This is a genomic window from Streptomyces xanthii, assembly GCF_014621695.1.
Classification (GTDB): Bacteria; Actinomycetota; Actinomycetes; order Streptomycetales; family Streptomycetaceae; genus Streptomyces; species Streptomyces xanthii.
In genome coordinates this window covers 2505748-2532006 of sequence record NZ_CP061281.1, presented here as the reverse complement: position 1 = coordinate 2532006, position 26259 = coordinate 2505748, and the positions used below count along the sequence as shown (strand labels likewise).

General features: G+C 72.0%; 19 protein-coding genes. 9 read left to right on the top strand and 10 right to left on the bottom strand.

What is annotated here, in order from left to right; all coding sequences use genetic code 11:
* Positions 1-81: 81 nt before the first annotated feature.
* From IAG42_RS11360 to IAG42_RS11345, 4 genes are all read right to left on the bottom strand, one after another.
* A complete protein-coding gene (locus IAG42_RS11360) occupies positions 82-3882 on the bottom strand; it encodes a multifunctional oxoglutarate decarboxylase/oxoglutarate dehydrogenase thiamine pyrophosphate-binding subunit/dihydrolipoyllysine-residue succinyltransferase subunit (RefSeq protein ID WP_188336901.1) in 3801 nt (1266 codons plus the stop codon).
* A 240-nt stretch (positions 3883-4122) separates the two neighbouring features.
* Positions 4123-5256, bottom strand: coding sequence for a sensor histidine kinase (locus tag IAG42_RS11355; RefSeq protein ID WP_223205946.1), 1134 nt, complete (start codon positions 5254-5256; stop codon positions 4123-4125).
* A complete protein-coding gene (locus IAG42_RS11350) occupies positions 5253-5990 on the bottom strand; it encodes a response regulator transcription factor (protein ID WP_188336900.1) in 738 nt (245 codons plus the stop codon). Before IAG42_RS11350 ends, IAG42_RS11355 begins: the two co-directional genes overlap by 4 nt.
* A 94-nt stretch (positions 5991-6084) precedes the next feature.
* Entirely contained in the window at positions 6085-6789 is a 705-nt protein-coding gene (locus tag IAG42_RS11345; protein WP_394811210.1) for a spermidine synthase family protein, read from the bottom strand.
* A gap of 365 nt (positions 6790-7154) precedes the next feature.
* Here IAG42_RS11345 and IAG42_RS11340 point away from each other — a divergent pair, with 365 nt between their 5' ends.
* Positions 7155-7913 carry a rhomboid-like protein gene (locus IAG42_RS11340; RefSeq protein WP_394811209.1) on the top strand — a complete coding sequence of 253 codons (759 nt, stop codon included), beginning with the start codon at positions 7155-7157 and terminating at the stop codon, positions 7911-7913.
* Here IAG42_RS11340 and IAG42_RS11335 read toward each other — a convergent pair.
* Positions 7840-8934 (bottom strand): DUF3626 domain-containing protein, encoded by a 1095-nt coding sequence (locus IAG42_RS11335; protein ID WP_188336898.1) that lies wholly within the window; start codon positions 8932-8934, stop codon positions 7840-7842. The genes IAG42_RS11340 and IAG42_RS11335 overlap by 74 nt on opposite strands.
* Positions 8935-8986: 52 nt before the next feature.
* A complete protein-coding gene (locus IAG42_RS11330; protein WP_223205945.1) occupies positions 8987-9673 on the bottom strand; it encodes a GNAT family N-acetyltransferase in 687 nt (228 codons plus the stop codon).
* Between the two features lie 152 nt (positions 9674-9825).
* On the opposite strand from IAG42_RS11330, the gene lon reads away from it, so the two are divergent.
* Positions 9826-12237 carry an endopeptidase La gene (lon, locus tag IAG42_RS11325; RefSeq protein ID WP_188336897.1) on the top strand — a complete coding sequence of 804 codons (2412 nt, stop codon included), beginning with the start codon at positions 9826-9828 and terminating at the stop codon, positions 12235-12237.
* A 68-nt stretch (positions 12238-12305) separates the two neighbouring features.
* On the opposite strand, the gene IAG42_RS11320 is transcribed toward lon, so the two are convergent.
* A complete protein-coding gene (locus IAG42_RS11320) occupies positions 12306-13316 on the bottom strand; it encodes a helix-turn-helix domain-containing protein (protein ID WP_188336896.1) in 1011 nt (336 codons plus the stop codon).
* Positions 13317-13571: 255 nt separating this feature from the next.
* Between IAG42_RS11320 and IAG42_RS11315 the strand changes: the two genes are divergently transcribed.
* Positions 13572-16319 carry a M4 family metallopeptidase gene (locus tag IAG42_RS11315; protein ID WP_188341312.1) on the top strand — a complete coding sequence of 916 codons (2748 nt, stop codon included), beginning with the start codon at positions 13572-13574 and terminating at the stop codon, positions 16317-16319.
* 156 nt (positions 16320-16475) lie between these two features.
* Here the strand turns inward: IAG42_RS11315 and IAG42_RS11310 are convergent, their stop codons facing one another.
* Positions 16476-17303, bottom strand: coding sequence for a lysozyme (locus tag IAG42_RS11310; protein WP_188336895.1), 828 nt, complete (start codon positions 17301-17303; stop codon positions 16476-16478).
* A 319-nt stretch (positions 17304-17622) separates the two neighbouring features.
* On the opposite strand from IAG42_RS11310, the gene IAG42_RS11305 reads away from it, so the two are divergent.
* Positions 17623-18123 (top strand): MarR family winged helix-turn-helix transcriptional regulator, encoded by a 501-nt coding sequence (locus IAG42_RS11305; protein WP_394811282.1) that lies wholly within the window; start codon positions 17623-17625, stop codon positions 18121-18123.
* 16 nt (positions 18124-18139) lie between these two features.
* Here the strand turns inward: IAG42_RS11305 and IAG42_RS11300 are convergent, their stop codons facing one another.
* Positions 18140-18928 carry a protein phosphatase 2C domain-containing protein gene (locus IAG42_RS11300; protein WP_188336893.1) on the bottom strand — a complete coding sequence of 263 codons (789 nt, stop codon included), beginning with the start codon at positions 18926-18928 and terminating at the stop codon, positions 18140-18142.
* Positions 18929-19417: 489 nt separating this feature from the next.
* Here IAG42_RS11300 and IAG42_RS11295 point away from each other — a divergent pair, with 489 nt between their 5' ends.
* The 5 genes from IAG42_RS11295 to IAG42_RS11275 all read left to right on the top strand — a co-directional run bounded on the left by IAG42_RS11295 (position 19418) and on the right by IAG42_RS11275 (position 25044).
* Complete coding sequence (locus IAG42_RS11295) at positions 19418-22228, top strand: nitrate- and nitrite sensing domain-containing protein (RefSeq protein ID WP_449657190.1); 2811 nt, start codon at positions 19418-19420, stop codon at positions 22226-22228.
* Entirely contained in the window at positions 22225-22710 is a 486-nt protein-coding gene (locus IAG42_RS11290; protein WP_188336892.1) for a roadblock/LC7 domain-containing protein, read from the top strand. The genes IAG42_RS11295 and IAG42_RS11290 overlap by 4 nt, the downstream gene beginning before the upstream one ends.
* A complete protein-coding gene (locus IAG42_RS11285) occupies positions 22707-23117 on the top strand; it encodes a DUF742 domain-containing protein (RefSeq protein ID WP_188336891.1) in 411 nt (136 codons plus the stop codon). The genes IAG42_RS11290 and IAG42_RS11285 overlap by 4 nt, the downstream gene beginning before the upstream one ends.
* A complete protein-coding gene (locus IAG42_RS11280) occupies positions 23098-23724 on the top strand; it encodes a GTP-binding protein (RefSeq protein ID WP_188336890.1) in 627 nt (208 codons plus the stop codon). Before IAG42_RS11285 ends, IAG42_RS11280 begins: the two co-directional genes overlap by 20 nt.
* Before the next feature lie 66 nt (positions 23725-23790).
* Positions 23791-25044 carry a styrene monooxygenase/indole monooxygenase family protein gene (locus IAG42_RS11275; RefSeq protein ID WP_188336889.1) on the top strand — a complete coding sequence of 418 codons (1254 nt, stop codon included), beginning with the start codon at positions 23791-23793 and terminating at the stop codon, positions 25042-25044.
* 7 nt (positions 25045-25051) lie between these two features.
* Here the strand turns inward: IAG42_RS11275 and IAG42_RS11270 are convergent, their stop codons facing one another.
* Entirely contained in the window at positions 25052-26203 is a 1152-nt protein-coding gene (locus tag IAG42_RS11270) for a C40 family peptidase (protein ID WP_188336888.1), read from the bottom strand.
* Between the last annotated feature and the right edge of the window lie 56 nt (positions 26204-26259).

The window sequence follows — 26259 nt, the reverse complement described above, 5'->3', positions numbered from 1 at the left end:
GCGGCGGCGCGGCGCGGGAACGCGGAAGGGCCCGGCACCCCTGAGGGTGCCGGGCCCGACTGGTTGCCGAGAGGGGGAGGGTTACGCCTCGAAGACCTCGCGGACCAGCTGCTCCTGCTCCGCCTGGTGGCGCTTGGCCGAGCCGACCGCGGGGGACGAGCTGTGCGGCCGCGAGATGCGGCGCAGGCGCTCACCGTGCGGGACGTCGGCGCCGACCGCCAGGTCCAGGTGGTCGATCAGGTTGAGCGCGATGAACGGCCAGGCACCCTGGTTCGCCGGCTCCTCCTGGGCCCAGATGTACTTCTCCGCGTTCGGGAACTTGGCGATCTCCGCCTGGAGTTCGGCACCCGGCAGCGGGTAGAGACGCTCGACGCGGATGATCGCGGTGTCGGTGACACCGTTCTTGACCCGCGAGGCCTCCAGGTCGTAGTACAGCTTGCCCGCCACGAAGACGACCTTGCGCACCGCGTTCGGGTCGACGGACTCGTCGCCGATGACCGGACGGAAGCCGCCCGAGGTGAACTCCTCCACCTTCGACGCGGCGGCCTTGAGGCGCAGCATCGACTTCGGGGTGAAGACGACCAGCGGCTTGTGGTGCGGGTTGTGCACCTGCCACCGCAGGAGGTGGAAGTAGTTCGACGGGAGGGTCGGCATCGCGACCGTCATGTTGTTCTGCGCGCAGAGCTGCAGGAAGCGCTCGACGCGGGCCGAGGAGTGGTCCGGGCCCTGGCCCTCGTAGCCGTGCGGGAGGAGCAGGGTGACGCCGGACGTCTGGCCCCACTTCTGCTCGGCGGCCGAGATGTACTCGTCGACGACCGACTGCGCGCCGTTGACGAAGTCACCGAACTGGGCTTCCCACATCACGAGGGACTCGGGACGGGCCAGCGAGTAGCCGTACTCGAAGCCCATGACCGCGTACTCGGAGAGCAGCGAGTCGTAGACGTTGTAGCGGGCCTGGTCGGGGGAGAGGTACAGCAGCGGGGTGTAGTCCTCGCCCGTCTCACGGTCGATCAGCACCGCGTGGCGCTGGCCGAAGGTGCCGCGGCGCGAGTCCTGGCCGGACAGGCGGACCGGGGTGCCCTCCAGGAGGAGGGAGCCGATGGCGAGGGTCTCGCCCATGCCCCAGTCGATCGTCCCGTCCTCGATCATCGAGGCACGGCGCTGCAGCTGCGGCAGCAGACGCGGGTGCACCGTGACGTTGTCGGGGATGTTGACCTGGGACTCGGCGATGCGCTTGACGACCTCCTGGGAGATCGCGGTTGTCACGGCCACCGGGAACTCGGCCTGCGCGTCCGGGACGTGCGCCTCGACCGGAGCCGACACGGCCTCGCGGACCTCGGTGAAGACCTTCTCCAGCTGGCCCTGGAAGTCCTGCAGCGCCTGCTCGGCCTCTTCCAGCGTGATGTCGCCGCGACCGATGAGGGACTCGGTGTAGAGCTTGCGCACCGAGCGCTTCTTGTCGATCAGGTCGTACATCAGCGGCTGCGTGAACGCCGGGTTGTCCGACTCGTTGTGACCGCGGCGGCGGTAGCAGATGAGGTCGATGACGACGTCCTTGTTGAACGCCTGGCGGAACTCGAAGGCCAGTCGGGCAACGCGGACGACGGCCTCGGGGTCGTCGCCGTTCACGTGGAAGATCGGCGCCTCGATCATGCGGGCCACGTCGGTGGCGTACATGGAGGAGCGCGAGGACTCCGGGGCGGCGGTGAAGCCGACCTGGTTGTTGATGACGATGTGGACCGTGCCGCCCGTGCGGTAGCCGCGCAGCTGCGACATGTTCAGCGTCTCGGCCACGACGCCCTGGCCCGCGAAGGCCGCGTCACCGTGCAGGGCGACCGGCAGGACCGTGAAGTCCGTGCCGCCCTTGTTGATGATGTCCTGCTTGGCGCGGACGATGCCCTCGATGACCGGGTCGACCGTCTCCAGGTGGGACGGGTTCGCGGCCAGCGAGACCTTGATCTGCTCGCCGTCCAGGCCGGTGAAGGTGCCCTGGGCGCCCAGGTGGTACTTCACGTCGCCGGAGCCGTGCATCGACTTCGGGTCGAGGTTGCCCTCGAACTCGCGGAAGATCTGCGCGTACGACTTGCCCACGATGTTGGCGAGGACGTTCAGCCGGCCGCGGTGGGCCATGCCGATGACGACCTCGTCGAGGCGGGCCTCGGCGGCCGAGTCCAGTACGGCGTCGAGCAGCGGGATGACGGACTCGCCGCCCTCCAGCGAGAAGCGCTTCTGGCCGACGTACTTCGTCTGCAGGAAGGTCTCGAAGGCCTCCGCCGAGTTCAGCCGGCGCAGGATGCGCAGCTGCTCCTCGCGCTCCGGCTTGGCGTGCGGGCGCTCGACACGGTCCTGGATCCACTTGCGCTGCTTCGGGTCCTGGATGTGCATGAACTCGATGCCGACGGTGCGGACGTACGAGTCGCGCAGCACACCGAGGATGTCGCGCAGCTTCATCATCGACTTGCCGGCGAAGCCGCCGACGGCGAACTCGCGCTCCAGGTCCCACAGGGTGAGCCCGTGCTCGTTGATGTCCAGGTCGGGGTGCTTGCGCTGGCGGTACTCCAGCGGGTCGGTGTCGGCCATGACGTGGCCGCGGACCCGGTAGGAGTGGATCAGCTCGAAGACGCGCGCCGCCTTGGTGACGTCGTCGTCGTGCGAGGCGTCGATGTCCTTGAGCCAGCGGACCGGCTCGTAGGGGATGCGCAGGGCCTTGAAGATCTCGTCGTAGAAGCCGCTCTCCCCGAGGAGGAGGTTGGCGACGATGCGCAGGAACTCGCCGGAGGCGGCGCCCTGGATGACCCGGTGGTCGTAGGTCGACGTGAGCGTCATGACCTTCGAGATGCCGAGCTTGTTCAGCGTGTCCTGGGAGGTGCCCTGGAACTCGGCCGGGTAGTCCATCGAGCCGACGCCCATGATGACCGACTGTCCGGGCATCAGGCGCGGCACGGAGTGGACGGTGCCGAGGCCGCCCGGGTTGGTCAGGGAGACCGTGACACCGGAGAAGTCGTCCATCGTCAGCTTGCCGTCGCGGGCGCGGCGGACGATGTCCTCGTAGGCCTGCCAGAACTCGAAGAAGTTCAGCGTCTCGGCCTTCTTGATGCCGGCGACGACGAGCTGGCGGTCGCCGTTCGGCTTCACCAGGTCGATGGCCAGACCGAAGTTCACGTGGTCCGGCTTGACCAGGGTCGGCTTGCCGTCCTTCTCCTGGAAGGAGTAGTTCATCGACGGCATGGCCTTGATGGCCTGCACCATCGCGTACCCGATGAGGTGCGTGAAGGAGATCTTCCCGCCGCGGGCGCGCTTGAGGTGGTTGTTGATGACGATGCGGTTGTCGAACAGCAGCTTCACCGGGACGGCACGCACGGACGTGGCCGTGGGGACCTCGATGGACGCGTTCATGTTCTTCGCGACGGCGGCGGCGGGACCGCGCAGCGTCACGAACTCGGGGCCGGCGGGGGCCTCGGTCGTCACGGGTTCAGCCTTCTTCGGTGCAGGAGTGGCAGGTGCGGCGGCGGCCGGCTTCGCGGCGGCGGGCGCGGGCTTCGCGGCGGGCGCGGCGGCAGCCTGTGCGGGAGCTGCGGCGGCGGACTGCGCGGGAGCCGGGGCCGGAGTGGCGGCCGCCTGCGGGGCAGGCACGGGGGCGGCCGGGGCGGGCTTCGCGGCCGGCTCGGTCGGCGCAGCCCCCGCGGCTGCGGCACCGGGCTTGTAGTCGGCGAAGAAGTCCCACCAGGCTCGGTCAACCGAATTCGGGTCCTGGAGGTACTGCTGATAGATCTCGTCGACGAGCCACTCGTTGGGGCCGAAGGCCGAGGCAGGGTCCTTGCCCTGCCCGCCTTGGTCGGTCTCGGTGGAGATGCTCGAGTTACTGGGGGACTGTGGCGACACGGCGTGAACCGCCCTCTTCCGCTTCTCACAAGGTGATGGACAGCGGGAATAAAGGCTACGCCTCCAACCCGGGAGAGTGCAGACCGGGCAGGGCATCCGTCGCGTAAGTCACACCGGAACTTGTGTTTCGGGCCGGGAAATGGCGGGAAACAACCGGGGTTTGCGTACGCTCGGACCCGCGCCCGGCGCGTTCGGGTACGCCTCGGCGCGGCTTGACCTCCGCCTGACCGAAACCCTACGTCAACTTTGCGGGCGGGGCTCTCCCGGAAGAGTGACCTTGATGCGGCAGCCGCGCGTCGATTCGGCCACGCCGATCCGGCCGCCGTGCAGCTCCACGGCCCAGCGCGCGATGGCGAGGCCGAGACCGGTGCCGCCGTCCCCCTTGCCCTTGGTGTTGTCGCTCGCGTCGCCCCGGTTGAAGCGCTCGAAGACCCGGTGCCACTCGGACTCCGGGATGCCGGGTCCCTCGTCGAGGACCTCCAGGTCCAGGGACTGCGGATAGGGCCCGCGCCGGGCCCGTACGGTGACGCGGCCGTGCGGCGGGGAGTGCTTCACCGCGTTGTCGATGAGGTTCGCCACGACCTGGTGGATGCGCTCCGGGTCCGCGTACGCGGTCAGCTCCGGCGGCGTCACGTCCAGGTGCAGATGGACGTCCGTACGGGTGTGGGTGCCGGAGCCGGAGGCGATGCCCGCGCGCTGCGACACGGCCATGTTCGCTTCCTTGAGCACACCGGACAGATACGGCCAGACCTCGAAGCGGCGGGCCTTCAGCGGGACCACACCGTTGTCGAGCCGGGACAGGTCGAGCAGCGTCTCGACGAGCCGGCCGAGCCGCTCCGTCTGTTTGAGCGCCGTGCGCATCGTCTCGGGGTCGGCGGCCATGACGCCGTCCACCACGTTCTCCAGGACCGCGCGCAGGCCCGCGATGGGGGTGCGCAGCTCGTGCGAGACGTTCGCCACGAGTTCCTTGCGGTGCTGGTCCTGCGCGGCCAGCTCGTCGGCCATGCGGTTGATCGTCACCGCGAGGTCGCCCAGCTCGTCACGGCGGTCGGCGCCCCGCACCCGGCGGGTGTAGTCGCCGTTGGAGATCGACCGGGCGACCGTGTTCATCTCGTCGAGCGGCGCGGTCAGCGAGTGCGCCACGAACTGCGTGATCAGCAGCGTCGCGATGATCGAGAACACGGTGATGAAGCGCAGCTCCGTCGCCGTGTACATCGCCACCATGAGCAGGCCCGTGGTGATGAAGACGGAGACGACGACCAGGGTGCCGAGCTTCGCCTTGATCGAGAACGGCCGCAGGCCGCCGGACGCCCAGCCCGGATTGAGCGGCGGCCGGTGGCCCCGCGTGTGCGGCGGCCGGTCGCCTGAGCTCATGGCGTCGGCGTCTCCAGGGCGTACCCGACACCGTGCACGGTGCGGATGCGCTCCGCGCCGATCTTCCGGCGCAGCGCCTTGATGTGGCTGTCGACGGTGCGGGTGCCCGAGGCGTCCGCCCAGTCCCACACCTCGGCGAGCAGCTGCTCGCGGGAGAGGACCGCGCGCGGCGTGTTCGCCAGGCAGACCAGCAGGTCGAACTCGGTGGGCGTGAGGTGCACGTCCTCGCTGCGCACGCGCACGCGGCGCTGCGCGTGGTCGATCTCCAGCTCACCGAGCCGGAGGATGCCGCTGCGCGGGGTGGCGGCGGCGAGCGCGGCCCGCTCCATCCGGCGCAGCAGCACGTGCACGCGCGCCGCGAGCTCCCGCATGGAGAACGGCTTGGTCATGTAGTCGTCGGCGCCCACGCCGAGCCCGACGAGCATGTCCGTCTCGTCGTCGCGCGCGGTCAGCATCAGGACCGGTACCGGTCGCTGTGCCTGCACGCGGCGGCAGACCTCGAGCCCGTCGAAGCCGGGCAGCATGATGTCGAGGATCAGCAGGTCGGGCTGCCAGGCCTCCGCCGTGTCGACCGCCGCCGGACCGTCCTGTGCGGTTTGCACGAGGAATCCCTCGGCCCGCAGCCGGGCGGCGATGGCGTCCACGATCGTGGGATCGTCCTCCACCACGAGGACCCGTCGCTGGGCACCCGGGGTCGCCGTGCTGCCGTTGTGGGAGGTGTGTGTCTGCTCCATCGCCCCGCCCCTGAATGCACGCCGTCGTGACGCGCTTGACGCTTGAATGATCTGGGTTTCGGGCGCCAGCCTACGGGGAGTTACCGCCGGTCGGCTACGCGGCCCGTACTGCGAGGTGCACCACGTCGGGTACGCCTCGGACAACGGGGATCTCTTCGGTGCGGACCCCCCGGAATCCGGCATTCCACAAGGTTTCTTCGAAATCCCCGGAGGGCTGCGCGGACCACACCGCGAGCACCCCTCCGGGGTTCAGCAGGGATTTGCAGGCGGACAGACCGGCCGGTGAGTAGAGGCTCCCGTTGTCCTCGGTGACGGTCCAGTCCGGACCGTTGTCGATGTCCAGGCAGAGGGCGTCGTAGCGCTCCGCGGCGGTGTGTACATGCCGCACGAGGTCGGCCTCGACGATCTCCGTACGGGGGTCGGCCAGAGCCCGCGCGGACAGCTCGCGCAGCGGTCCCTCGCGGTGCCAGCGGATGATCGCCGGCTCGCGCTCGACGACGGTGATCCGGCCCCAGAACGGGTCGGCCGCGGCGTGCGCCAGGGAGAAGCCGACGCCGAGACCGCCGATCAGGACGTGGGGACCCTCACATTCCGCGCCGAGCGCGTCCCGCGCCGCGTCGACCAGCAGCCGCTCCGAGCGGCCGTCGGAGGTGTCCATGAGGAAGGTGCCGTTCGCGATGATCTGGAGCAGGTCGCCGTGGCGGCGCAGCACGACCTCGCCGAAAGGGCCTTCGCGGCGGTCCAGGACGACGGGTGGATCGGACGGGAACGGGCTCGTCGTGGTCGTCATGCGGCCCATTCTTCCGGATCACCCCGCTCCGCCGGGGGCGATCGGCGGACCTCGCCGGTCGCGAGCCGGGGCAGGGAGCACCCGGGCCGTGACCGGTCAGTCCCGCCGTTCGCCCGGCGGGCGCGATCCCTCGTACCGGACCCTCGTACCGGACGCGCGGGGCCGCACGCCCGGCGCGCACGCCGGGGCGCCGCCGCGCCCTTCGCGCCGGGCGGAGGGGCCCGCCGCGCGCTTTCCCGGCGGGCGGGACCTCGCGGACAGGGCCTAGGGTGTCGGTGCGCCTGGGCCCCGTGCCCGCGTCGCCCCCGCCACCGGCAGGGGGCGCCCCACGGGGTGAGTGTGGGGGGTTGATCGGCAGGAAAGGGGTGTCCCACGTGAAGGCACACGTGCACACCGAGACCCGCCGGGCCCCCGCCCGCGCCCCGCTCGACGGCATCCCCGCCCAGCCCGGCGCCCCCGACCGGGAGCGGATGCCGGCCGCCCGGCGGCGGCTGCGGCCCTGGCGGCTGCTGCCCACGCCCACCGGGACGCCCTTCACCTTCGGCTACGCCTGCCTGCTGCTCGGCACGTCGCTGTTCATGGAGTTCGGCGACCCGGACACGGTCGCCGCCGCGCTGCGCGGATCCAGCACCGACGTCGCCCATCTGGCCGAACATCCCGTACGCGTCCTGCTCGCCAGCGCCCTGTGGATCGCAGGCGGCCTCACGTCACCCTTCGTGATCGCCTTCGTCGTCGTGCTGACCGCGCTGGAGCGCCGCATCGGCGGGCTGCGCGCGGCCGGTGTCTTCCTGCTCGGCCACGTTCTCGCGACGCTGGCCACGGAGATCCCGGTGGGCCTGTCCGTCATGGCGGGACACCTGCCGCACAGCTCCCTGCACCGGCTCGACTACGGCATCAGCTTCGGTGTCGCCGCCAGCATCGGCGCCCTCGCCGGTCTGCTCCCGCGGTGGCCCCGCCGGCTGGTGCTCGCCGCCTTCGCGGCGACGCTGGTGCAGGACCTGCTCACCTTCGAGGACCCGATGACCGGCTGGGGGCACCTCCTGGCCCTCGCGATCGGCGTCACGATCTGGCCGCTGGTACGCCGCCGGTACCGCTCCTCCCGAACCGCACCAGGCAGTGCCACAGCTGCTTGACGTACTGCAGCACCTCGTCCGGCGCCCCGTACGCCGACCAGCCCTCGGGCTCCCGGGCCGCCGAGGCCGCCGCGCGCCCGACACAGGCCGCGTCGATCCGCCCGCCGTCCGAGAACTCCGCCCGCACCCGCCCCACGACCGGCACCACCCCCGGCCCCCGGAACGCGGCGATCTCCTCGTCCGGCACCTCCGGGCCGAGCACGAACCCGCCGTGCCACTCGACGGGCAGCCCGAGACCCGCCAGCAGCTCGCCGGTCTCGGTGCCCCGGAACGACGGGTCGAGCACCAGCGCCTCCGCGTCCGTGCGCAGGTCCACGTCTCCGTGCACCTGCGCCTCCACGTAGAAGTCGAGCGAGCGGCCGGGGCCGCGCGGTGCGGCCGGGGTGCCCAGGGCGCGGATCTCCGCCGCGGGGTCCGCCCCCGCGAGCCCGAGTGACTGCCCGCTCTCCACGGCGTCGGTGAGCAGCGCGGCGAGCACGGAGTGCAGGGCGTCGGCCGTGCCCATGTCCGCGGGGCCGACGTGGCTGTCGCCGAAGCAGAAGGTGGCCCGCTCGGTCGCCTCCGGGCGCAGCCGCACATGGCAGGAACCGAAGCGGGGCGCGGCACCGTCCGGGTGCCGCATCACGTTCAGCGCCCCGTACTTGGGCCGCTCCGCGGCCGTCGCGCCCGCGTACGCCCCGCCGAACAGGGCGTGCTCCCAGTCGTCGCGCAGTCCGCCCGGGTGCGCGGTCCGGCTCCCGTTCGAGAGTCCCGTCTCGTACTGGCCCCGGTAGCGCCCGTCCGCGGCGAGCCCGGCCGCGACCGTGGTCCGTCCGTCGGCGAGCAGCCGGTCCGGGTGGAAGTTCAGGGTCACGCGCGCGTGCCGGCGCACCAGGGCGATCAGCCCCTCGGCCGCGTCCTCGTCCACCCCGCACCGGGCCAGCCGGGCGAGCGCGTCCTCGCGGCCGGCCAGGGCGGTCGCTCGCAGGGCTCGCAGGGCGGCGTCCTGGGCACGGGTCAGCGGGGTCACGGGTGCGCTCATGCCCGGATTCTTCGGGCCGCGGTGCCGTCCGGGCAAGCGAGTTTGTGCCGGGTCAGGCCGCCGTCGCGGGCCGGCGCCGGGCGTTGGTCAGCGGGGCCACGGTGCGCCAGCCCAGGGAGCGGTAGAGGAACTGGCCCGCCGGGGTTCCCGCGAGGACGCCGCGCCGGGCGCCCCCGGCGCGGGCCGCCGCCTGGAGGGTGCCCATGACGACCCTGCCCAGGCCCCGGCGCCGGTGGTCCTCGGAGGTCTCGATCATGTCCACCACCGTGCTCGCCCCGGTCGTGGCGGTCTGGCCCCGGGCGGCGAACGTGCCCTCGGCGTCGGTGACCAGGACGCGGGTCACGCCGTCACGGGTCCAGGTGCGCACCCGGTACCCGGCCGGGGGCGCGGGCGGCTCGGCGCCGGTCAGCTCGGCCGTCATCAGGACGTCGCCGAGGTCGTAGGGCTCCCACCCGGGCCCGAGCCACGGCAGCACGCGCTCCGGGTCGGCGAAGACCTTGAGCTGGGCGCCCGTCGCGCGCACGGACCGGGCGGCCTCGCGCACGTCGCCCTCGCGCACGCCGTCGTTCACCGCCCCCAGGACGTGCCGGCTCACGTGCGACTCCAGGCCGACGTGGACCGTGAACCCCCAGGGCTCGGCGGACGGGGGAGCGGCCCCGCGCGAGAGCACCCAGCCGTCGACCCAGTCCCGTACCCGCGCGTCGGCCGTCATGCCGCCACCCCCGATGTAATAGGCCATGCCTTGGTGCATGCCTTACGTGGAGCAGCCTACGGAGCCCGCGTCGAGCCGGGCCAGATGTGATCGCTCACAGCGAACAGGGTCCGGGGAACATTCGGCGCCCCCCATGCATTGAGTCGACATAGCTCAACTTGACTGCCGAAGGGGAGATCATGGCTTCGACGTCCACACCGCTCACCCTGCCCGTGCTGCCGCTCGACGACGAGGTGGTACTTCCCGGCATGGTGGTGCCGCTGGACCTGAACGACACCGACGTACGCGCCGCGGTGGAGGCCGCCCAGGCCGCCGCGCGGTCCAGTGGGGACAGCAAGGCGAAGGTGCTGCTTGTTCCGCGGATCGACGGCACGTACGCGAACACCGGCGTGCTCGGCACCGTCGAGCAGGTGGGACGCCTCGCCGACGGCGACCCCGGCGCGCTCATCCGCGGCCGCGGCCGCGTGCGCATCGGCGCGGGCACGACCGGCCCCGGCGCCGCGCTCTGGGTCGAGGGCCTGACCGTCGAGGAGACGCTGCCCGACCCGCTGCCCGGATCCGTGACCGAGCTGGTCACCGAGTACAAGGCGCTCGCCACGAACTGGCTGAAGAAGCGAGGGGCCTGGCAGGTCGTGGACCGCGTCCAGCAGATCGACGACGTGTCCGCCCTCGCCGACAACTCCGGCTACTCGCCGTTCCTGAGCACCGGCCAGAAGGTCGAGCTCCTGGAGACCGCCGACCCGGTCGCCCGCCTCAAGCTCGCCACCGCCCAGCTCCGCGAGCACCTCGCCGAGCAGGACGTCGCCGAGACCATCGCCAAGGACGTCCAGGAGGGCGTCGACAAGCAGCAGCGCGAGTTCCTGCTGCGCCGCCAGCTCGACGCCGTACGCAAGGAACTGCGCGAGCTGAACGGCGAGCAGGAGGGCGAGGAGTCCGACGACTACCGTGCCCGCGTCGAGGCCGCGGACCTGCCCGAGAACGTGCGGGAGGCCGCCCTCAAGGAGGTCGACAAGCTGGAGCGGGCGAGCGACCAGTCGCCCGAGGGCTCCTGGATCCGCACCTGGCTCGACACCGTCCTCGAACTGCCGTGGAACGACCGCACCGAGGACGCCTACGACATCCAGGGCGCCCGCTCCGTCCTCGACGCCGAGCACTTCGGGCTCGACGACGTGAAGGAGCGCATCACCGAGTACCTGGCCGTGCGCAAGCGCCGTGCGGACCGCGGCCTCGGCGTCGTCGGCGGACGGCGCGGCGGCGCGGTGCTCGCCCTCGTCGGCCCGCCCGGCGTCGGCAAGACCAGCCTCGGCGAGTCCGTGGCGCACGCCATGGGCCGCAAGTTCGTCCGCGTCGCCCTCGGCGGCGTCCGCGACGAGGCCGAGATCCGCGGCCACCGGCGTACGTACGTCGGCGCCCTGCCCGGCCGCATCGTGCGGGCGATCAAGGAAGCCGGCTCGATGAACCCGGTGGTGCTCCTCGACGAGATCGACAAGGTCGGCTCGGACTTCCGGGGCGACCCGGCGGCCGCCCTCCTCGAAGTGCTCGACCCGGCGCAGAACCACACCTTCCGCGACCACTACCTGGAGGTCGAACTCGACCTGAGCGACGTCGTCTTCCTGGCGACGGCGAACGTGCTCGAAGCCATCCCCGAGGCCCTGCTCGACCGCATGGAGCTGGTCCGCCTCGACGGCTACACCGAGGACGAGAAGGTCGTCATCGCCCGCGACCACCTGGTGCCCCGCCAGCTGGACCGCGCGGGTCTCGCCGAGGACGAGGTCGTCATCGGTGAGGACGCGCTGCGCAAGCTGGCCGGCGAGTACACGCGCGAGGCCGGCGTGCGCAACCTGGAGCGGGCCGTCACGCGCGTGCTCCGCAAGGTCGCGGCCCAGCACGAACTCGGCGAGCGCGAGCTGCCGTTCACCGTCGGTGAGGGCGATCTGCGCGAGCTGGTCGGGCGGCCGCACCACGTGCCCGAGTCCGCGCAGGACCCGGCCGAGCGGCGCACGGCGGTGCCCGGTGTCGCGACCGGTCTCGCGGTGACCGGAGCGGGCGGCGACGTCCTCTTCGTGGAGGCGTCCCTGGCCGACCCGGAGACGGGCGCGGCCGGACTGACCCTGACCGGTCAGCTGGGCGACGTCATGAAGGAGTCCGCGCAGATCGCGCTCTCCTTCCTGCGCTCGCACGGCGCCGAACTGGAGCTGCCCGTCGCCGACCTGAAGGAGCGCGGCGTGCACATCCACTTCCCGGCGGGCGCGGTCCCCAAGGACGGCCCGAGCGCCGGCGTCACCATGACGACGGCCCTCGCCTCGCTCCTGAGCGGCCGGCAGGTCCGTACGGACGTGGCGATGACCGGTGAGGTGTCGCTGACCGGGCGCGTGCTGCCCATCGGCGGCGTGAAGCAGAAGCTGCTCGCCGCGCACCGGGCGGGGATCACGACGGTGATCATCCCGAAGCGCAACGAGCCGGACCTGGACGACGTCCCGGCCGAGGTCCTGGAGAAGCTGGACGTCCACCCCGTGACGGACGTCCGCCAGGTCCTGGAACTGGCCCTCGCCCCCGCCTCGGCGGCCCTGGAGGTCCCCGTCGCGGCGTGACACCCGCACACCGCAGGCCCGGCCCCCTCGTGGGGCCGGGCCTGCGGCCTGCCCGGCCCGGACCGCACTCAGGGCAGGAGCCAGCCCCGGATTGCCGCCTGCACGCCCGCCTGGAAGCGGGTCTGCGCGTTCAGCTCATGCATCAGCCGGGTGATCCGGCGGCGCACCGTGTGCACATGGATGTCCAGGCGGCGCGCGATCGCCTCGTCCTTCAGGCCCGAGGACAGCATCGTCAGCAACTCCCTGTCCACGTCCGAGATCCGCTCAGGACCGGCGGCCCCGATCGGCACCGCCCGCTCCCACAGCGCGTCGAACAGCGGCACCAGTGCGTTGCCCAGCAGGGCGTCGCTCACCACCAGCGCCGAGGCCGTCGGGTCCGCCGCGTCGGTCGGCGGCAGCAGCGTGATCCGCCGGTCGACGGTGAACATCTTGGTGGGCAGGTCCGCGCCCAGCCGGATCTGCACCCCCTGCTCCGCCAGCTCGTTCAGACCACGGGCCCGGCCGTGGAAGCTCAGCCCCTCCCGGTCGACGATGGCCCGCACCCGCGCCCCGCGCCGCACCGGCGCCCCCATGTCCAGCGGTGTCGGCATGCCGTCCGGCTGGCTGGAGGCGTACGGCGGCCGGTCGATCAGTGCCACCTCCTCGCGCGCCGACAGCAGCAGCGCGGCCACCCGCTCGGCGATCGCGGGACCGCCCCGCACGGTCTCGATGCCGATCTCCCGCGGATCCTGCGCCGTGCTCATGAGCTGCGCCGAGATCCGGTCGACGGCCCCGGTCAGCTCCTCCAACTCGGCCGAGCGGCGCAGCAGTCGCGCCTGGTGCCGGTGGAGCAGAGCGCGCAGGGCAGATGCCGGGGCGACCGGCTGGGGCAGCGCCGATCCTGCCGCGGGCCGGGTGAAGTCGTGAGCGGCGAGCTGCTCCAGGGCCGCCGCGACTCGCCGGACCGGCAGACCGAGGGACTGGGCGAGCGCGGCACGGGACGGCTGCTCCGGCCGGTTGAGCAGGGCTTCGTAAACCTGGAGTCCGTCGGCGTCGAGTCCGAGAGCCTCCCACTGCGCGTCCAGCTCGGTCTGTCTCACGGCCCGATTCTCATCCGGTCCGTGTAGGCCACACAAGTGTGTACGCACACTAGTGACCAGCGACGACTCATTGTCCACAGCCGTGTCCCGGCCTTTGCATGTCCGCGTTCGGTTTCCGTTCAACCGCCAAGGGCAGCGAAGGGATCAGACGTGCGGACTTCAGTGCGCAGAGACAGAGGGGACCGGCCGGGCGGCATAGCCGTCGGCCAGGCGGTGGCGACGCTGCTCGCCACCGCCGGTCTCCTGACGACCGGCATGGCGGCCGCCCATGCGGACACCGCGGCACCCGCCGCTGCCGCCACCGCGAAGCCCGGGACCGACACCCCGGCACTGGTGACCGGCCTGCACGAGGAGGTCCCGGCGACCGGCACCGCGGCGGACGCGGCGCGCGGCCACCTCAAGGCCAAGAAGTCCCGGTACCGCATCGAGGACACTTCGTCGCAGGACCTCGCCTCGCTCGGCACCACGACCGACCGCGGCGGCCGGCAGACGGTCCGCTTCCAGCAGAAGTACCGGGGCGTCGACGTGCTCGGCGGCCAGTACGTCGTCCGGATGACGAAGAAGGACGGCAAGCGGACCGTCACGGGCACCTCCGGCAGCTACTTCACGCAGCTGAAGCTCCCCTCGGTCACCCCGAAGGTCTCCGAGAAGGTCGCGGTGCAACGCGCGATCGCCGCCGCCACCCCCCAGCTCGGCAGTGCCCCGCTGCACGCCCCGGCCAAGGGGAAGAAGGCCGGCGAGAACCCGCTCAGCGGCAAGGCGAACGGCGTCGTCGTCCTCCCGCAGGGCGAGGGCGTGCTGGCCCGGCACATCACCGTCACGGGCACTGCTTCCGACGGTTCGCCGGTGCAGCAGGAGGTGTACGTCGACGCGCACTCCGGCTTCCCGCTGCTGCAGTACAGCGGCATCCAGACCTTCGGTACCGCGCACACGGCCGCCGGTGACACGGACGACGCGGCGCGGACCGAGACCACGGACGACGCCGCCACCGATGCCGTCCCGTCGTACGTCGTCAAGGGCTCCGGCACCCGCTACAACGGCCAGAAGGCCGAGCTCAACCTCTACAAGGGCGCCGACGGCACCTACCAGATGATCGACTACGGCTTGCGCACCGCGGAGGACCCGTTCAACGGTCCCATGCTGAAGACCTACGACGCCCGCGGCGTCGACGCCGCGTACGCGTCCGGCGTCTGGCCCAGCGGCGTCAAGGTCTTCTCCTCGGCGACCCCCGAGTTCGGCGTGGACGCCACCAACGCCGGTGCGGTGGACGCCCATTGGGCCGCCAACAAGGTGTACGCGTACTACAAGAATCACTTCGGCCGTAAGGGGCTCGACGACAAGGACGAGTACATCAACTCGCTTGTCGGCGTCACGGCCAACGGCGGCCCGTACAACAACGCTTTCTGGGACGGCACCAAGATGGTGTACGGCCAGGGCGGCGGTGACTACCGCACCTTCTCGGCGGACACCGACGTCGTCGGGCACGAGATGACGCACGGCGTCACCCAGTACACCGCGAACCTGGTGTATGTGGGCCAGTCCGGTGCGATCAACGAGGCGATCTCGGACTACTTCGGCAACGCCATCGACCTGGAGGCGAACGGCCAGTCGATGGACGACCCGGACTCTGGTCTGCTCGGCGAGGACCTGTGCACCACGCTCAGCCCGCGCGAGTGCGCCCTGCGTGACCTGAACAACGACATGACCACGCAGAAGGACTTCATCGGTGTCACCGCCCGCGGTGACAGCGGTGGCGTGCACCTCAACTCCCCGATCTTCTCGGGTGCGTTGTGGGACATCCGCAAGGCCCTCGGCGGCGACCTGTCCGACCAGATCGTCTACCGCGCGCTGACTTCCTACATGACGCCGCTGGACGGCTTCACGGAGGGCCGCGCCGCGGTCGTCGCGGCTGCGCAGGAGCTGGGCGCCGGCAAGGCCCAGGTGCGGTCCGTAGAGGACGCCTTCGCCCGCCACGGCATCGTGCCCGGCTGGGAGACCAAGCTCGGCACCGACACGGACACGTTGCTGACCGGCGTCAACACCTACGCCACCAACGTTGGCGCGGGCGGCGGCAAGTACGCCGTCTCGCGCAGCAACGAGGACGGCAGCGAGCCGTACTCGGTGTGGCTGGGTGACACCTCCGGCAAGGGCGCGCCCCGGCAGGTGAGTCCCAACAACGGTGACTACAACGTCTACGCGAGCACCGACGGCAAGACCGTGGTGTGGGCCGACTACAGCAGCAACGGCGTCAAGATCATGGCGCGCCCGGTCGACGGAGGCCTCACCAAGCAGGTCGATGCCATCGGCAGCGACGTCTCCGGGCTCGTCGTGGAGGGCGACTACGTCGCGTACACCGCGGTCAACCCGCAGTACGGCGTGACGAACGTCCGGTACGTCAACATGAAGACCGGCGAGGTCGGCCTGGTCGACGGCGGCCGTCCGGGCCGCATCTCGGGCCTGCCCTCCGTCAAGGGTGGCAAGATCGCCTTCGCGGCGGTGACGCCCGACGCGAACGGCAACGCCGTGCTCGGCATCAACGTCTTCGACGCGGCGGCCGGCACCACCACGGCGATGCCCGTCAGCGACAGCGTGCAGAGCGTCGGCCAGACCGCCATCACCGACGACGGCGTCTTCTGGATCGAGGACACGGACCTGACCGACGGCGGCAAGGCGATGGTGCGCCGCGCCGGCCTCGACGGCACGAACCCCGTCACCGTCGTTCCCGAGTCCGGCAGCGGCTCGCTGTACGCCTACACGCTCACCGCCTCGGACGACGCGGTCACCGTGACCCAGTTGCTCCCGGCCACGAGCTGGGCCAATGAGACGCTGCCGAAGCTGTACCAGGTCGCTCCCGACGGCGAGGGCGGCCCGAAGCGCGTGTCCTGCAACCGCGGTGACCAGGCCTACGCGGCCGCCGACACCGGCCAGCGCGTTCTGTGGCTCGACGGCACCACCGGTTCCACCGACCTCGTGAAGCGGGACAAGCCGGTCGGCAAGTGCTGAGCCGGGCCACTGGGCCGGGCCACTGAGCCGTCCGCCGACCGGACGGGGGTGGCCGGACTTCCGGTGGGGGGAGCCCGGCCGCCGCTCCGGGCGGCGGACAGCAGGAGGGCCCGGACGCGCACCGCGCGTCCGGGCCCTCGTTCTTGCGTGCGCGGGTCAGCCGTTCGCGAGGGCGACCACGCGGTCCAGGGCGCCGTTGAACTTGTCGTGGTCGCCGACCGTCGGGCCGGACGACGTGTACTGCCACATCGTGTAGTAGCCCCAGCCCGCCGGGAGCGTGCCCACGGTGGAGGAGTAGCGGGCGATCCACAGCGGGTTGTAGGCCGCGAAGCCGCCGTAGTTGCCGGTGCACTGGGTCCACCAGCTGGTCGCCGTGTAGATCACGGCGTCACGGCCCGTGCGGGCCTTGTACTGGTTCAGGAAGTCACGGATCCAGGTGACCATCCCGCTCTGCGTCTTGCCGTAGCAGGCGGCGCCGTAGGGGTTCCACTCGATGTCGAGGGCGCCCGGCAGCGTCTTGCCGTCGCGGGACCAGCCGCCGCCGTGGTCCACGAAGTAGTTGGCCTGGGTGGCGCCGCTCGTCGTGTCCGGCGTCGCGAAGTGGTACGAGCCGCGGATCATTCCGACGTTGTACGAGCCGTTGTACTGCTGCGCGAAGTACGGGTTCGTGTAGTACGTGCCCTCGGTGCCCTTGACGTAGGCCCAGCGCACGCCGCTGTTCCAGAGCGTCGACCAGGCCACGTTGCCCTGGTGGCCGCTGACGTCGACGCCCTCGGTCTGGGTGGCGCGGGTCATGGGCGGTTCGCCGGTGTCGCCGTCGTGGGCGGCGACGCCCATGCCCATGTAGGCCTCACCGCGCTGGGGGACGTCGCCCGCCTGCGCCGCGCCCGGCAGGGCGACGAGGAGGGAGAGGGCTGCGAGAAGGGCGCCGACCACGCCGAGGCGGGTCCGGCGGAGCGTCGTTCCGGGTCTGTGCACGGGCATGTGGGTGCCTCCGTAGGCCTCGTGGGGGATCAGGTGGGTGAGCTGATCAGGGACCTGTGCCGTTCCGTGCGGTCGCGCTGTGCCGTCGGGTGCCGCGGGTGGGGGTTCGCCTGCCGGCCTGGCGGTGTGTCCGTTCCATGACGATGGTGTGGACATGCCATGCATCACGCTACGCACGTAGACCCGAGCGAGGGAAGAGGGCCTGGAGGGTGCCGTTGGTCTACTCCTGCGAAATACTGACGGAGCTGCGGCGATAACGCGCGGCGGCGAGAACTTTCAGACAGGGAAACTCGGGGAACCTCAGTCCATGGCTGCTGACGTGCACGAAGACGGGAACGGCGGGCGACGGGACGCGGAACGGGACGCGTCCGCCGGATCCGCGCCGCAGGGTGTGGACCACGAGTTCCTCGCCCTGGAGCGGGAGTTGACCTACTTCCTGCGCCGCGCCCGGGCCAACTCCGGCGAGATGGCCCGGGAGGTGCACCCCGATCTCGAACCCTCCGCGTACGGACTGCTCGCCCGGCTCGAGGAGTGCGGCGCCCAGCGGGCCACCGAGCTCGCCGGCTACATCGGCGTCGGCAAGGCGACGATGAGCCGGCAGCTGCGCGCCCTGGAGGAGCTCGGCTTCGTCGGCCGCGAGCCCGATCCGGCCGACGGCCGTGCCTGGCTCGTCTCGCTCACCGAGCGCGGCCGCGAGGACTTCCGCCGCGTCCGCGACGCCCGCCGCGCGCGCTACGTGCGCCAGCTGGCCGGCTGGGACCGCCGTGAGGTCGCGGAGCTGGCCCGGCTGCTGCACCAGCTGAACGCGGGTGCCGAGTAGGCGCCGCCGCGCACGCTCACAGCTCCGCGTACACCAGCGAGGCGTCGTCGTGCGTCTTGCTGCGCCGCAGATACGTACGGGCCTGCGCGTCCGCGTCCTCCAGGGCGCGGACCCGGGCCACCACCGCCTCGGCGCCCTCCTTGCGGATCAGGGTGAACAGGTCCGTCCAGTCGCCCTCGTGGAACTTCTCCACCCAGCGGGTCACCCCGTCGGTCAGCGCGGCCAGCGCCCGTACCTCGGCGCGGGGGAGCGTGCCCGTCACCGCGCGGCGGGCGACGTCCGGGTCGGCGGCGGCGGTGAAGAAGCCGCCCTCCTTGTTGCGTACCGTCGCGTCGGCCACCGCGTCGGAGACCAGGGAGGCGCGCGGCACCCGGTCGAGCCGGTCGTCGAGCAGCGCGGTGACCGTGCCGTCCGGCGCCTCGACGAGCAACGCCGAGTCGGACAGCACGAGATGCTCAAGACGCTCCGCGTCCCAGCGCGCGAGCACGACGGTCGCCTGCGGCGTGCGGGGGTGAGAAAGGTCACACGTGCCGCGATGGGCGTCCGCGGTCCGCTCGATCGCCGCGGCCAGGATGTCAAACAACGTCATATCCCGGCGCGAAGCGGACAGTTCCGCGAGGGCGCCGCCGAGGCGGGCCGTGAACCAGGGGACGGAATGCAGACAGCCGGCGTCGCCGGAGGGTGGCGTGACCCCGTCGAGGACCACGAGCGATCCACCCTGCCCGGATGCCGGGAGCGCTACCGATGCGTAGTCCTCGTTCGGGCGCTCGGGGTCGCCGGGTTCCGTCGTCAGTTCGATGCGCATCCAGCCAGTCTGCATGAGTCTGCACGGAGCCTTCACAGGTGTGACGGATGTCGGTACGAGCAGGTGGTCTGGCGTGTGCGGCGCCGGAATTAGGGCGGAATGATCAGCTCCGCCGAGGCGTGGCGGGGCATCTTGCCAAAGCCTTCCGAAGACGTCCAACCGGCGCGCGGCGGACGCCCCGCCGCCGGGCCCGGGGAACTTGCTCGCCAACTCCCGCACGATGTTCACTCCTTCGGGTGGCGGGCCAGGTGATGTACGCCTCCTGCTCACCGGCACTGGAATGGTCTGGAGCCATACCAGACGGGCGCGCGTGTTGACGGAGCGTCACCCGTGCCCAGGGGTAGGACGAGTCAGGAATGCGAGCACCAGACGTTGCGGAAGACCTCCGGCGGTAACGGGTCCCTTGGCGTGGGCGGGGTGGGTGCGACGGGCTCCGTCACGGAGCACGGCACGTCCTCCGCGCCCGGTGGCACCGTGCCCTCCCCGGCCCTGACGCCCGCCCCGACGCCCCCGGCCCCGCCGGTCGGCAAGGGCCGCAAGGCCCGGGTGCGCAACCGGCTGATCGTCGCCGTCGCCGTGGTCGCCGCCGCGATCGCCGGCGCCGCCGCCCCCGCGCTCCTCACCGCGTCCGCCCAGGTGGGCGAGTCCCAGGGCCTCGTCGACGACGCGCAGCGCACGCAGAGCGCCCTCGCCCTGTCCCGCTCCCTGGCCGACGAGCGCGACGAGGTCACCGCCTTCATCGCCGCCGGACGCCCCGAGGGCAAGGGCCTCAGCGAGGAGCGCAGCGGCCGGGTCGACCGCCAGGTCGAGGAGCTGCGCGCCGACGCCGAGGGCTCGCTGCGCCGCACCCTCGACGAGATCGCCGCCGTCCGCCGCGCCGCCCTCACCGGCAAGGACACCGCCCTCAAGGCGAACGCCGCGTACTCCGCCGCCATCGCCGGCCTGCACCGGCTCGCCGAGGACCTCGCCGACAGCACGCCCGCCCGGGCCGGCGCGGGCGTCCGCGCCTTCGCCGACCTGGACCGTGCCGTCGAGCAGGCCTCCGCCGCCCGCGGCCTCCTGCTCGCCGCGTACGCGGTGCCCCGGCCCACCTCGACCACGACGGTCCTCGACCCCGTCACCGGGCTGCCCAAGACCGTCGTCTCGGACGCGGCGGGCGGCGGCGCCGAGGAGCGGGACGGACTCACCGCCGCCGCCCAGCTCGCCCAGGTCCGCTCGCAGGCCGCGCTCGACGACTTCCGCGAGTCCGCCCCGGCCGCCGCGGTCACCTCGTACGACTCGACGGTCACCGGGCCCGAGGTCGAGCGGGCCGACAAGTACCTCGCCGCGCTCACCGACGCCCCCACGCTGTCTGCCGCCGAACTGGAGTACAGCAGCAAGAAGGTCGACGACGCGCTCACCGCCCGGGTCGACCAGATGCGGGGCGCCGAGGCCGCCCTCGGCGACCAGCGGATCAAGGCCCTGGAGCAGCTGCGCGACGACGACGTCACCGCGCTCGAGATCCGCTTCGCCCTGGCCGGCTTCTGCCTGCTCGCCGCCGTCGGCTTCGCGATGGGCACCGCCCGCTCGCTGACCCGGCCGCTGGCCGTGCTGCGGATCGGCTCCGCTCGCCTGGCCGCGGAGCCGGGCACCGAGGAGCCGATGAAGTTCACCGGGCGCAACGACGAGTTCGCCCAGGTCGTCCGCTCCGTCAACGCCCTGCACGCGCACGCGCTCGCCCTCCACGAGCGGCTCGGCAGCCTCGAGTCCGACCGCAAGCACCTCATCGGCGAGCGGCAGCGGATGGCCGACGACCGCGACGCGCTGCGCGCCGACCGCGAGGCCCTGCGCACCGAGCTCGCCGAGGCCGCCGAGCGCCTGGACAAGGCCCGCCACTCCATCCACGGCACCTTCGTCAACCTCGCCCTGCGCACCCTCGGCCTCGTCGAGCGCCAGCTCGGCGTCATCGAGGGCCTGGAGGAGCGCGAGCAGGACCCCGAGCGCCTCGGCACCCTGTTCAAGCTCGACCACTTCGCCACCGTCATGCGCCGGCACAGCGAGAACCTCCTGGTCCTCGCCGGTGCCGAGCACGGCCAGCAGCACGCGGGCTCCGTCCCGCTGGTCGACGTCGTCCGTGCCGCCGTCTCCGAGATCGAGCGGTACGAGCGGGTCCGGATCGCCGCGCTGCCGCCGCACGCGCACGTCGCCGGGTTCGCCGCCGACGACCTCAGCCACCTCGTCGCCGAACTCCTGGAGAACGCGACCTCGTTCTCGCCGCCGGACGCCACCGTCGAGGTCTCCGGCTGGCTCCTGGAGAACGGCGAGGTCATGCTCTCCGTCCAGGACGAGGGCATCGGCATGGCCGAGGACCGGATGCGGGAGCTCAACGCGCGGCTGTCCGCCTTCACCGCGGAGCAGGCCCACGACCCGGCGGACGCCGACGGCCTCGGGCTCGGCCTCTACGTCGTCGCGCGGCTCGCCGCACGGCACGGCATCCGGGTCCGGCTGCGCGAGCAGAAGCAGGGCGGTGTCGCCGCCGTCGCCGTGCTGCCCACCGCGCTGCTCGCCGCCGCGCCCGTCGTGTCTGCGCCGCCGGCCGTGCCGGTGCCGGGCGGCGCCCCGGCCGTGCACCTGCCCGGCTCCGAGGCCGAGGCCAACTCCAACGTCCTGGACGGGCGCAGCGCCGACGGCTCCGAGGGTGCGGATCCGCTCATCGCGGCGGCCGAGCAGGCCGTGCGCAAGGCGGAGACCACCGAGCCCGCCGCGCCCGCCGAGCCCACGGAGCAGTCCGAGCCCGTGGAGCGTCCGGCCGAGACCACGATGGAGCTCATGGCTCCGGTACCGGCCCCCGCGCCCGTGGCCACCGGCGAGTCCGACGCGCACGAGCGCACCCCGGACGAGACCGCGACCACCACCGGGGTCCTGACCGCGACTCCGGCGCTCGCCGAGCCCGAAGCCGACCCCGAGCCCGAAGCCGCGCCGGCTCCCGCGCCCCAGGCCGCGAACGAGACCCATGACCGGCCGGAGCCCGACCACGCTCCCGAGCCGGCCACCGCCGAGGTGCCCGCGCAGCGCACCCCCGTGTCCGAGCCGGCGCCCCAGCGCCTCACGGACAAGGGCCTGCCCAAGCGCACCCCGAAGGCCGCAGCCCAGGCTCCCGCCGCGAAGCCGCGCACCGGCTCCGTGGACGCGGACGCGCTGCGCCGCCGGCTCGGCGGATTCCACCGGGGGGCGCAGGAAGGCCGCAAGGACGTCGCGGCCGAGATCGAAGAACGTATCGGAGAAGCCAAGGGGGACACCGCCGAGGAGGCAAGCAGTTGACTGCGCCCACCCCTGTATCCAGCGCACTCAGCAGCGCAGCGCGCAATCTGCACTGGCTGCTGACCAATCTGGTCGAGGAGGTGCCAGGGCTGCTCTCCGTCGCGGTCGTCTCGTCCGACGGGCTGCTCCTGCTCTCCTCCGACCCGGGGCACAACACCGAGAGGACCGCTGACCACAGCGGCGGCCCCAAGGGTTCCAGCGCCGACCTGGCCACGATCGTGTCCGGCGTCGGCAGCCTCACCATCGGCGCCGCCAAGCTGATGGACGGCGGGGGCGTCAAGCAGACCATGGTGGCCATGGAGGAGGGCTCCCTCTTCGTCATGTCCATCAGCGACGGTTCTCTGCTCGGCGTGCACGCCACCCCGGACTGCGACATGAGCGTCGTCGCGTACCACATGGCGCTCTTCGTCGGCCGTGCCGGGCATGTCCTCACCCCCGAACTCCGCAGCGAACTGCGCCAGTCGATGGAGAGCACCCGATGACACCCGGCAGTACGAGCACCGGCAAACTCCCCGTACGCGGATCCGACCGCAAGGCCGCCCGCGTCCGCCCCTACTCCCTGACCGGCGGCCGCACCCGCTTCGGGCACGTGCTGCTCGTCGAGACGTTCGTCGCCGCCCTCGAAGCGCCCGAACAGCACCTCGAAATAGGGAAGGGCACGCTCGCGGGCGTCATGCCGGAGATGCGGGCCATCGTGGAGCTGTGCCGCCGCATGCGCACGGTCGCCGAGATCGCGGCGCTCCTCAAGATGCCCCTCGGTGTGGTCCGCGTCCTCCTGAGCGACCTCGCCGACCAGGGAAAGATCCGTGTGTACGGAACCGGTCACGGCCCGGGACAGCCGGACCGCGCGCTGCTCGAAAGGGTGCTGAGTGGACTCCGTCGTCTCTGACGTCACCGAACTCCTCGAAGAAGAGGAGCAGTTGCAGGCCTGGCAGACCGACAGGACCCGGGCCCCGATCGCCACGAAGATCGTCGTGGCGGGCGGGTTCGGCGTCGGCAAGACCACCCTGGTGACCGCCGTCTCGGAGATCCAGCCCCTCCAGACGGAGGCGCTGATGACCCGGGCCAGCGAGGACACGGACGATCTGTCCGCGACCCCCGACAAGGCCACCACGACCGTCGCCATGGACTTCGGCCGCATCACGCTCGACGACGACCTGGTCCTGTACCTGTTCGGCACGCCGGGCCAGCAGCGGTTCTGGTTCATGTGGGACGACCTGGTGCGCGGCGCGATCGGCGCCGTCGTCCTGGCCGACACCCGCCGGCTGTCCGACTGCTTCCCGGCCCTCGACTACTTCGAGAGCTGCGGGCTGCCCTACGTCGTCGCCGTCAACCACTTCGACGGCTCCGAGGAGTTCGAGCCGGACGACGTGCGCGAGGCGCTCACCGTGCCGCCGCACGTCCCCGTCCTGGTCATGGACGCGCGCCGCCGCATATCCGTGATCGAGACGCTGCTCTCGCTGGTCGGCCACGCGCTCGACGCGACCCCCGCCTAGGCCGGAAACTCCGTAGACCCCGCGGGTCACATCCCTTATTTCGTAAGCAAGTTAGAGGCAGTCGATATGTCGCGGAAGATACTCGTCGTCGGAGCCGGCCAGTCCGGTCTCCAGCTCGCCCTGGGCCTGCAGTCCCACGGGTACGAGGTCACTCTGATGTCCAACCGCACCGCCGACGAGATCCGCTCCGGCCGGGTCATGTCGACGCAGTGCATGTTCCACACCTCGCTCCAGCACGAGCGCGACCTGCAGCTCAACTTCTGGGAGACCCAGGCCCCGAAGATCGAGGGCCTCGGCGTCTCCGTCGCCGCGCCCGGCTCGCACGACCCGGGCCCCACCCAGCGGGCCATCGACTGGGTCGGCAAGCTCGACGGCATCGCGCAGTCCGTCGACCAGCGCGTGAAGATGGCCGGCTGGATGGAGACCTTCGCCCAGCGCGGCGGCCAGCTCGTCATCCACGGCGCCGCCGTCTCCGACCTCGACTACTTCGCCCGCACCTACGACCTGGTGCTGGTCTCGGCCGGCAAGGGCGAGCTCGTCTCCATGTTCGGCCGCGACGCCTCCCGCTCCCCGTACACGGAGCCGCAGCGCGCCCTCGCCGTCGCCTACGTGCACGGTCTCGGCCCGCGCCCCGAGCACCCCGACTTCGAAGCGGTCCGCTGCAACATCGTGCCGGGCGTCGGCGAGCTCTTCGTCATGCCGACCCTCACCACCTCGGGCCGCGCCGACATCCTGTTCTGGGAGGGCGTCCCCGGCGGCCCCGTGGACGCGTTCAAGGGCGTCAAGGACCCCTCCGAGCACCTCGCGCTCACGCTGGAGCTGATGGAGAAGTTCCTGCCGTGGGAGTACGCCCGCGCCACGAAGGTCGAGCTGACCGACGCCAACGGCACGCTCGCCGGCCGCTACGCGCCGACCGTCCGCAACCCGATCGGCCGGCTGCCCTCGGGCGGCGCGGTCCTCGGCGTCGCCGACGTGGTCGTCGCCAACGACCCGATCACCGGCCAGGGCTCCAACTCGGCCTCCAAGTGCGCCGCCGCGTACCTCTCCTCCATCGTCGAGCACGGTGACAAGCCGTTCGACGAGGAGTGGATGCAGTCCACGTTCGACCGCTACTGGGACACCGCGCAGCACGTCACCAAGTGGACGAACACGATGCTCCAGGCCCCGCCGGAGCACGTCCTCAACCTGCTCGGCGCCGCCGGCCAGCTCCAGCCGGCCGCCGACCGCTTCGCCAACGGGTTCAACGACCCGGCCGACTTCGAGAACTTCTTCTACGAGCCGGCCAAGACCGAGGCGTACCTCGCGTCGCTGACGCAGTAGCCCGTCGTCACTCGGTGAGGGACGGCGGCGCACCCGGGTCGGAGTACCCGGTGTCGTCGCCGTCCGTCGCCCCCTCCGGCAGGGCCGGCGCCCGGTAGCCGGACATCGGGTCCGCGCCGGGGTCCGGCCGGACCGCCCCGAGCACCGGGTTCGCCGCGATCGGCGACACCTTGACCTTCGCCCCGGGGCGTGGCGCCTGCACCACCATCCCGTCGCCGAGGTACATCGCCACGTGCGTCGCCTCCGGGAAGTACACGACGAGGTCCCCGGGCCGCAGCTCGCCGATCGGCACCCGGCGCAGCTGCGCCCACTGCTCCTGCGAGGTCCGCGGGATCGTCCGGCCCGCGTGCGCCCAGGCCTGCGAGGTGAGCCCCGAGCAGTCGTACGCGTCCGGCCCCTCGGCGCCCCACACGTACGGCTTCCCGATCTGCTCGACGGCGTACGAGAGCGCCGCGTCACCGGCCTTCGACGGGGAGCGCGGGGTGGAGCTCAGCGCCCCGGACGCCACGAACTCCCGCTGCGCGTCCGCGGTCCCCTTCTTCTCCAGCCGCGCCAGCTCGGCGAGCTGATCGGCGCTGAGGGAGACGAGCAGCTCCTCGACCTCCTTGAGCCGCCCCTGCACGGCGTCCCGCTCTTTCCGCTTCTTCTCCGTGAGCTGCATCTGGCGGTCGAGGGCGGCCCGGGCGGTCGTGGCGAGCCCGTCGGTCTTCTTCTCCCGCCCGACCAGCCGGGCGATCGCCGCCTGCTGCTCCCTCGCCGCGCGCCGCAGCACGTGCCCCTGATCGAGGGCCTGCTGCGGATCGCGGGCCAGCAGCAGCCGTACGTACGGGGAGATGTCGCTGCTGCCCTGGTACTGGTCCCGCGCCATCCGCCCGGCCGCGACCCGGCTGCGGCTCAGCTCCCCCCGGGCCCGGGCCAGCTTCTCGCTGAGATCCTCCGCGGCCTTCTTCCGCTCCTTCAGCTTCTCCTCGGTGGCGTTGTACGCCTCGGTGGCCTCCTCGGCCTCCCGGTACAGCCGCTGAAGATCCGTCAGCAGTTCGGCCACCGGCCGCTCCTGCCCGGTGTCGTCCGGTCCGGGCGCCGCGCCCGCGGGAACCGGCTGGAGCACCGCCGCCGCGACGGCCGCCGTGCACACCCACCGCACCAGCCTGCCTGACACCTCATCACCTCCGGTGCGGGCCAGCCCCTGTGCCCCGCACCGTGAACACCAGCAGA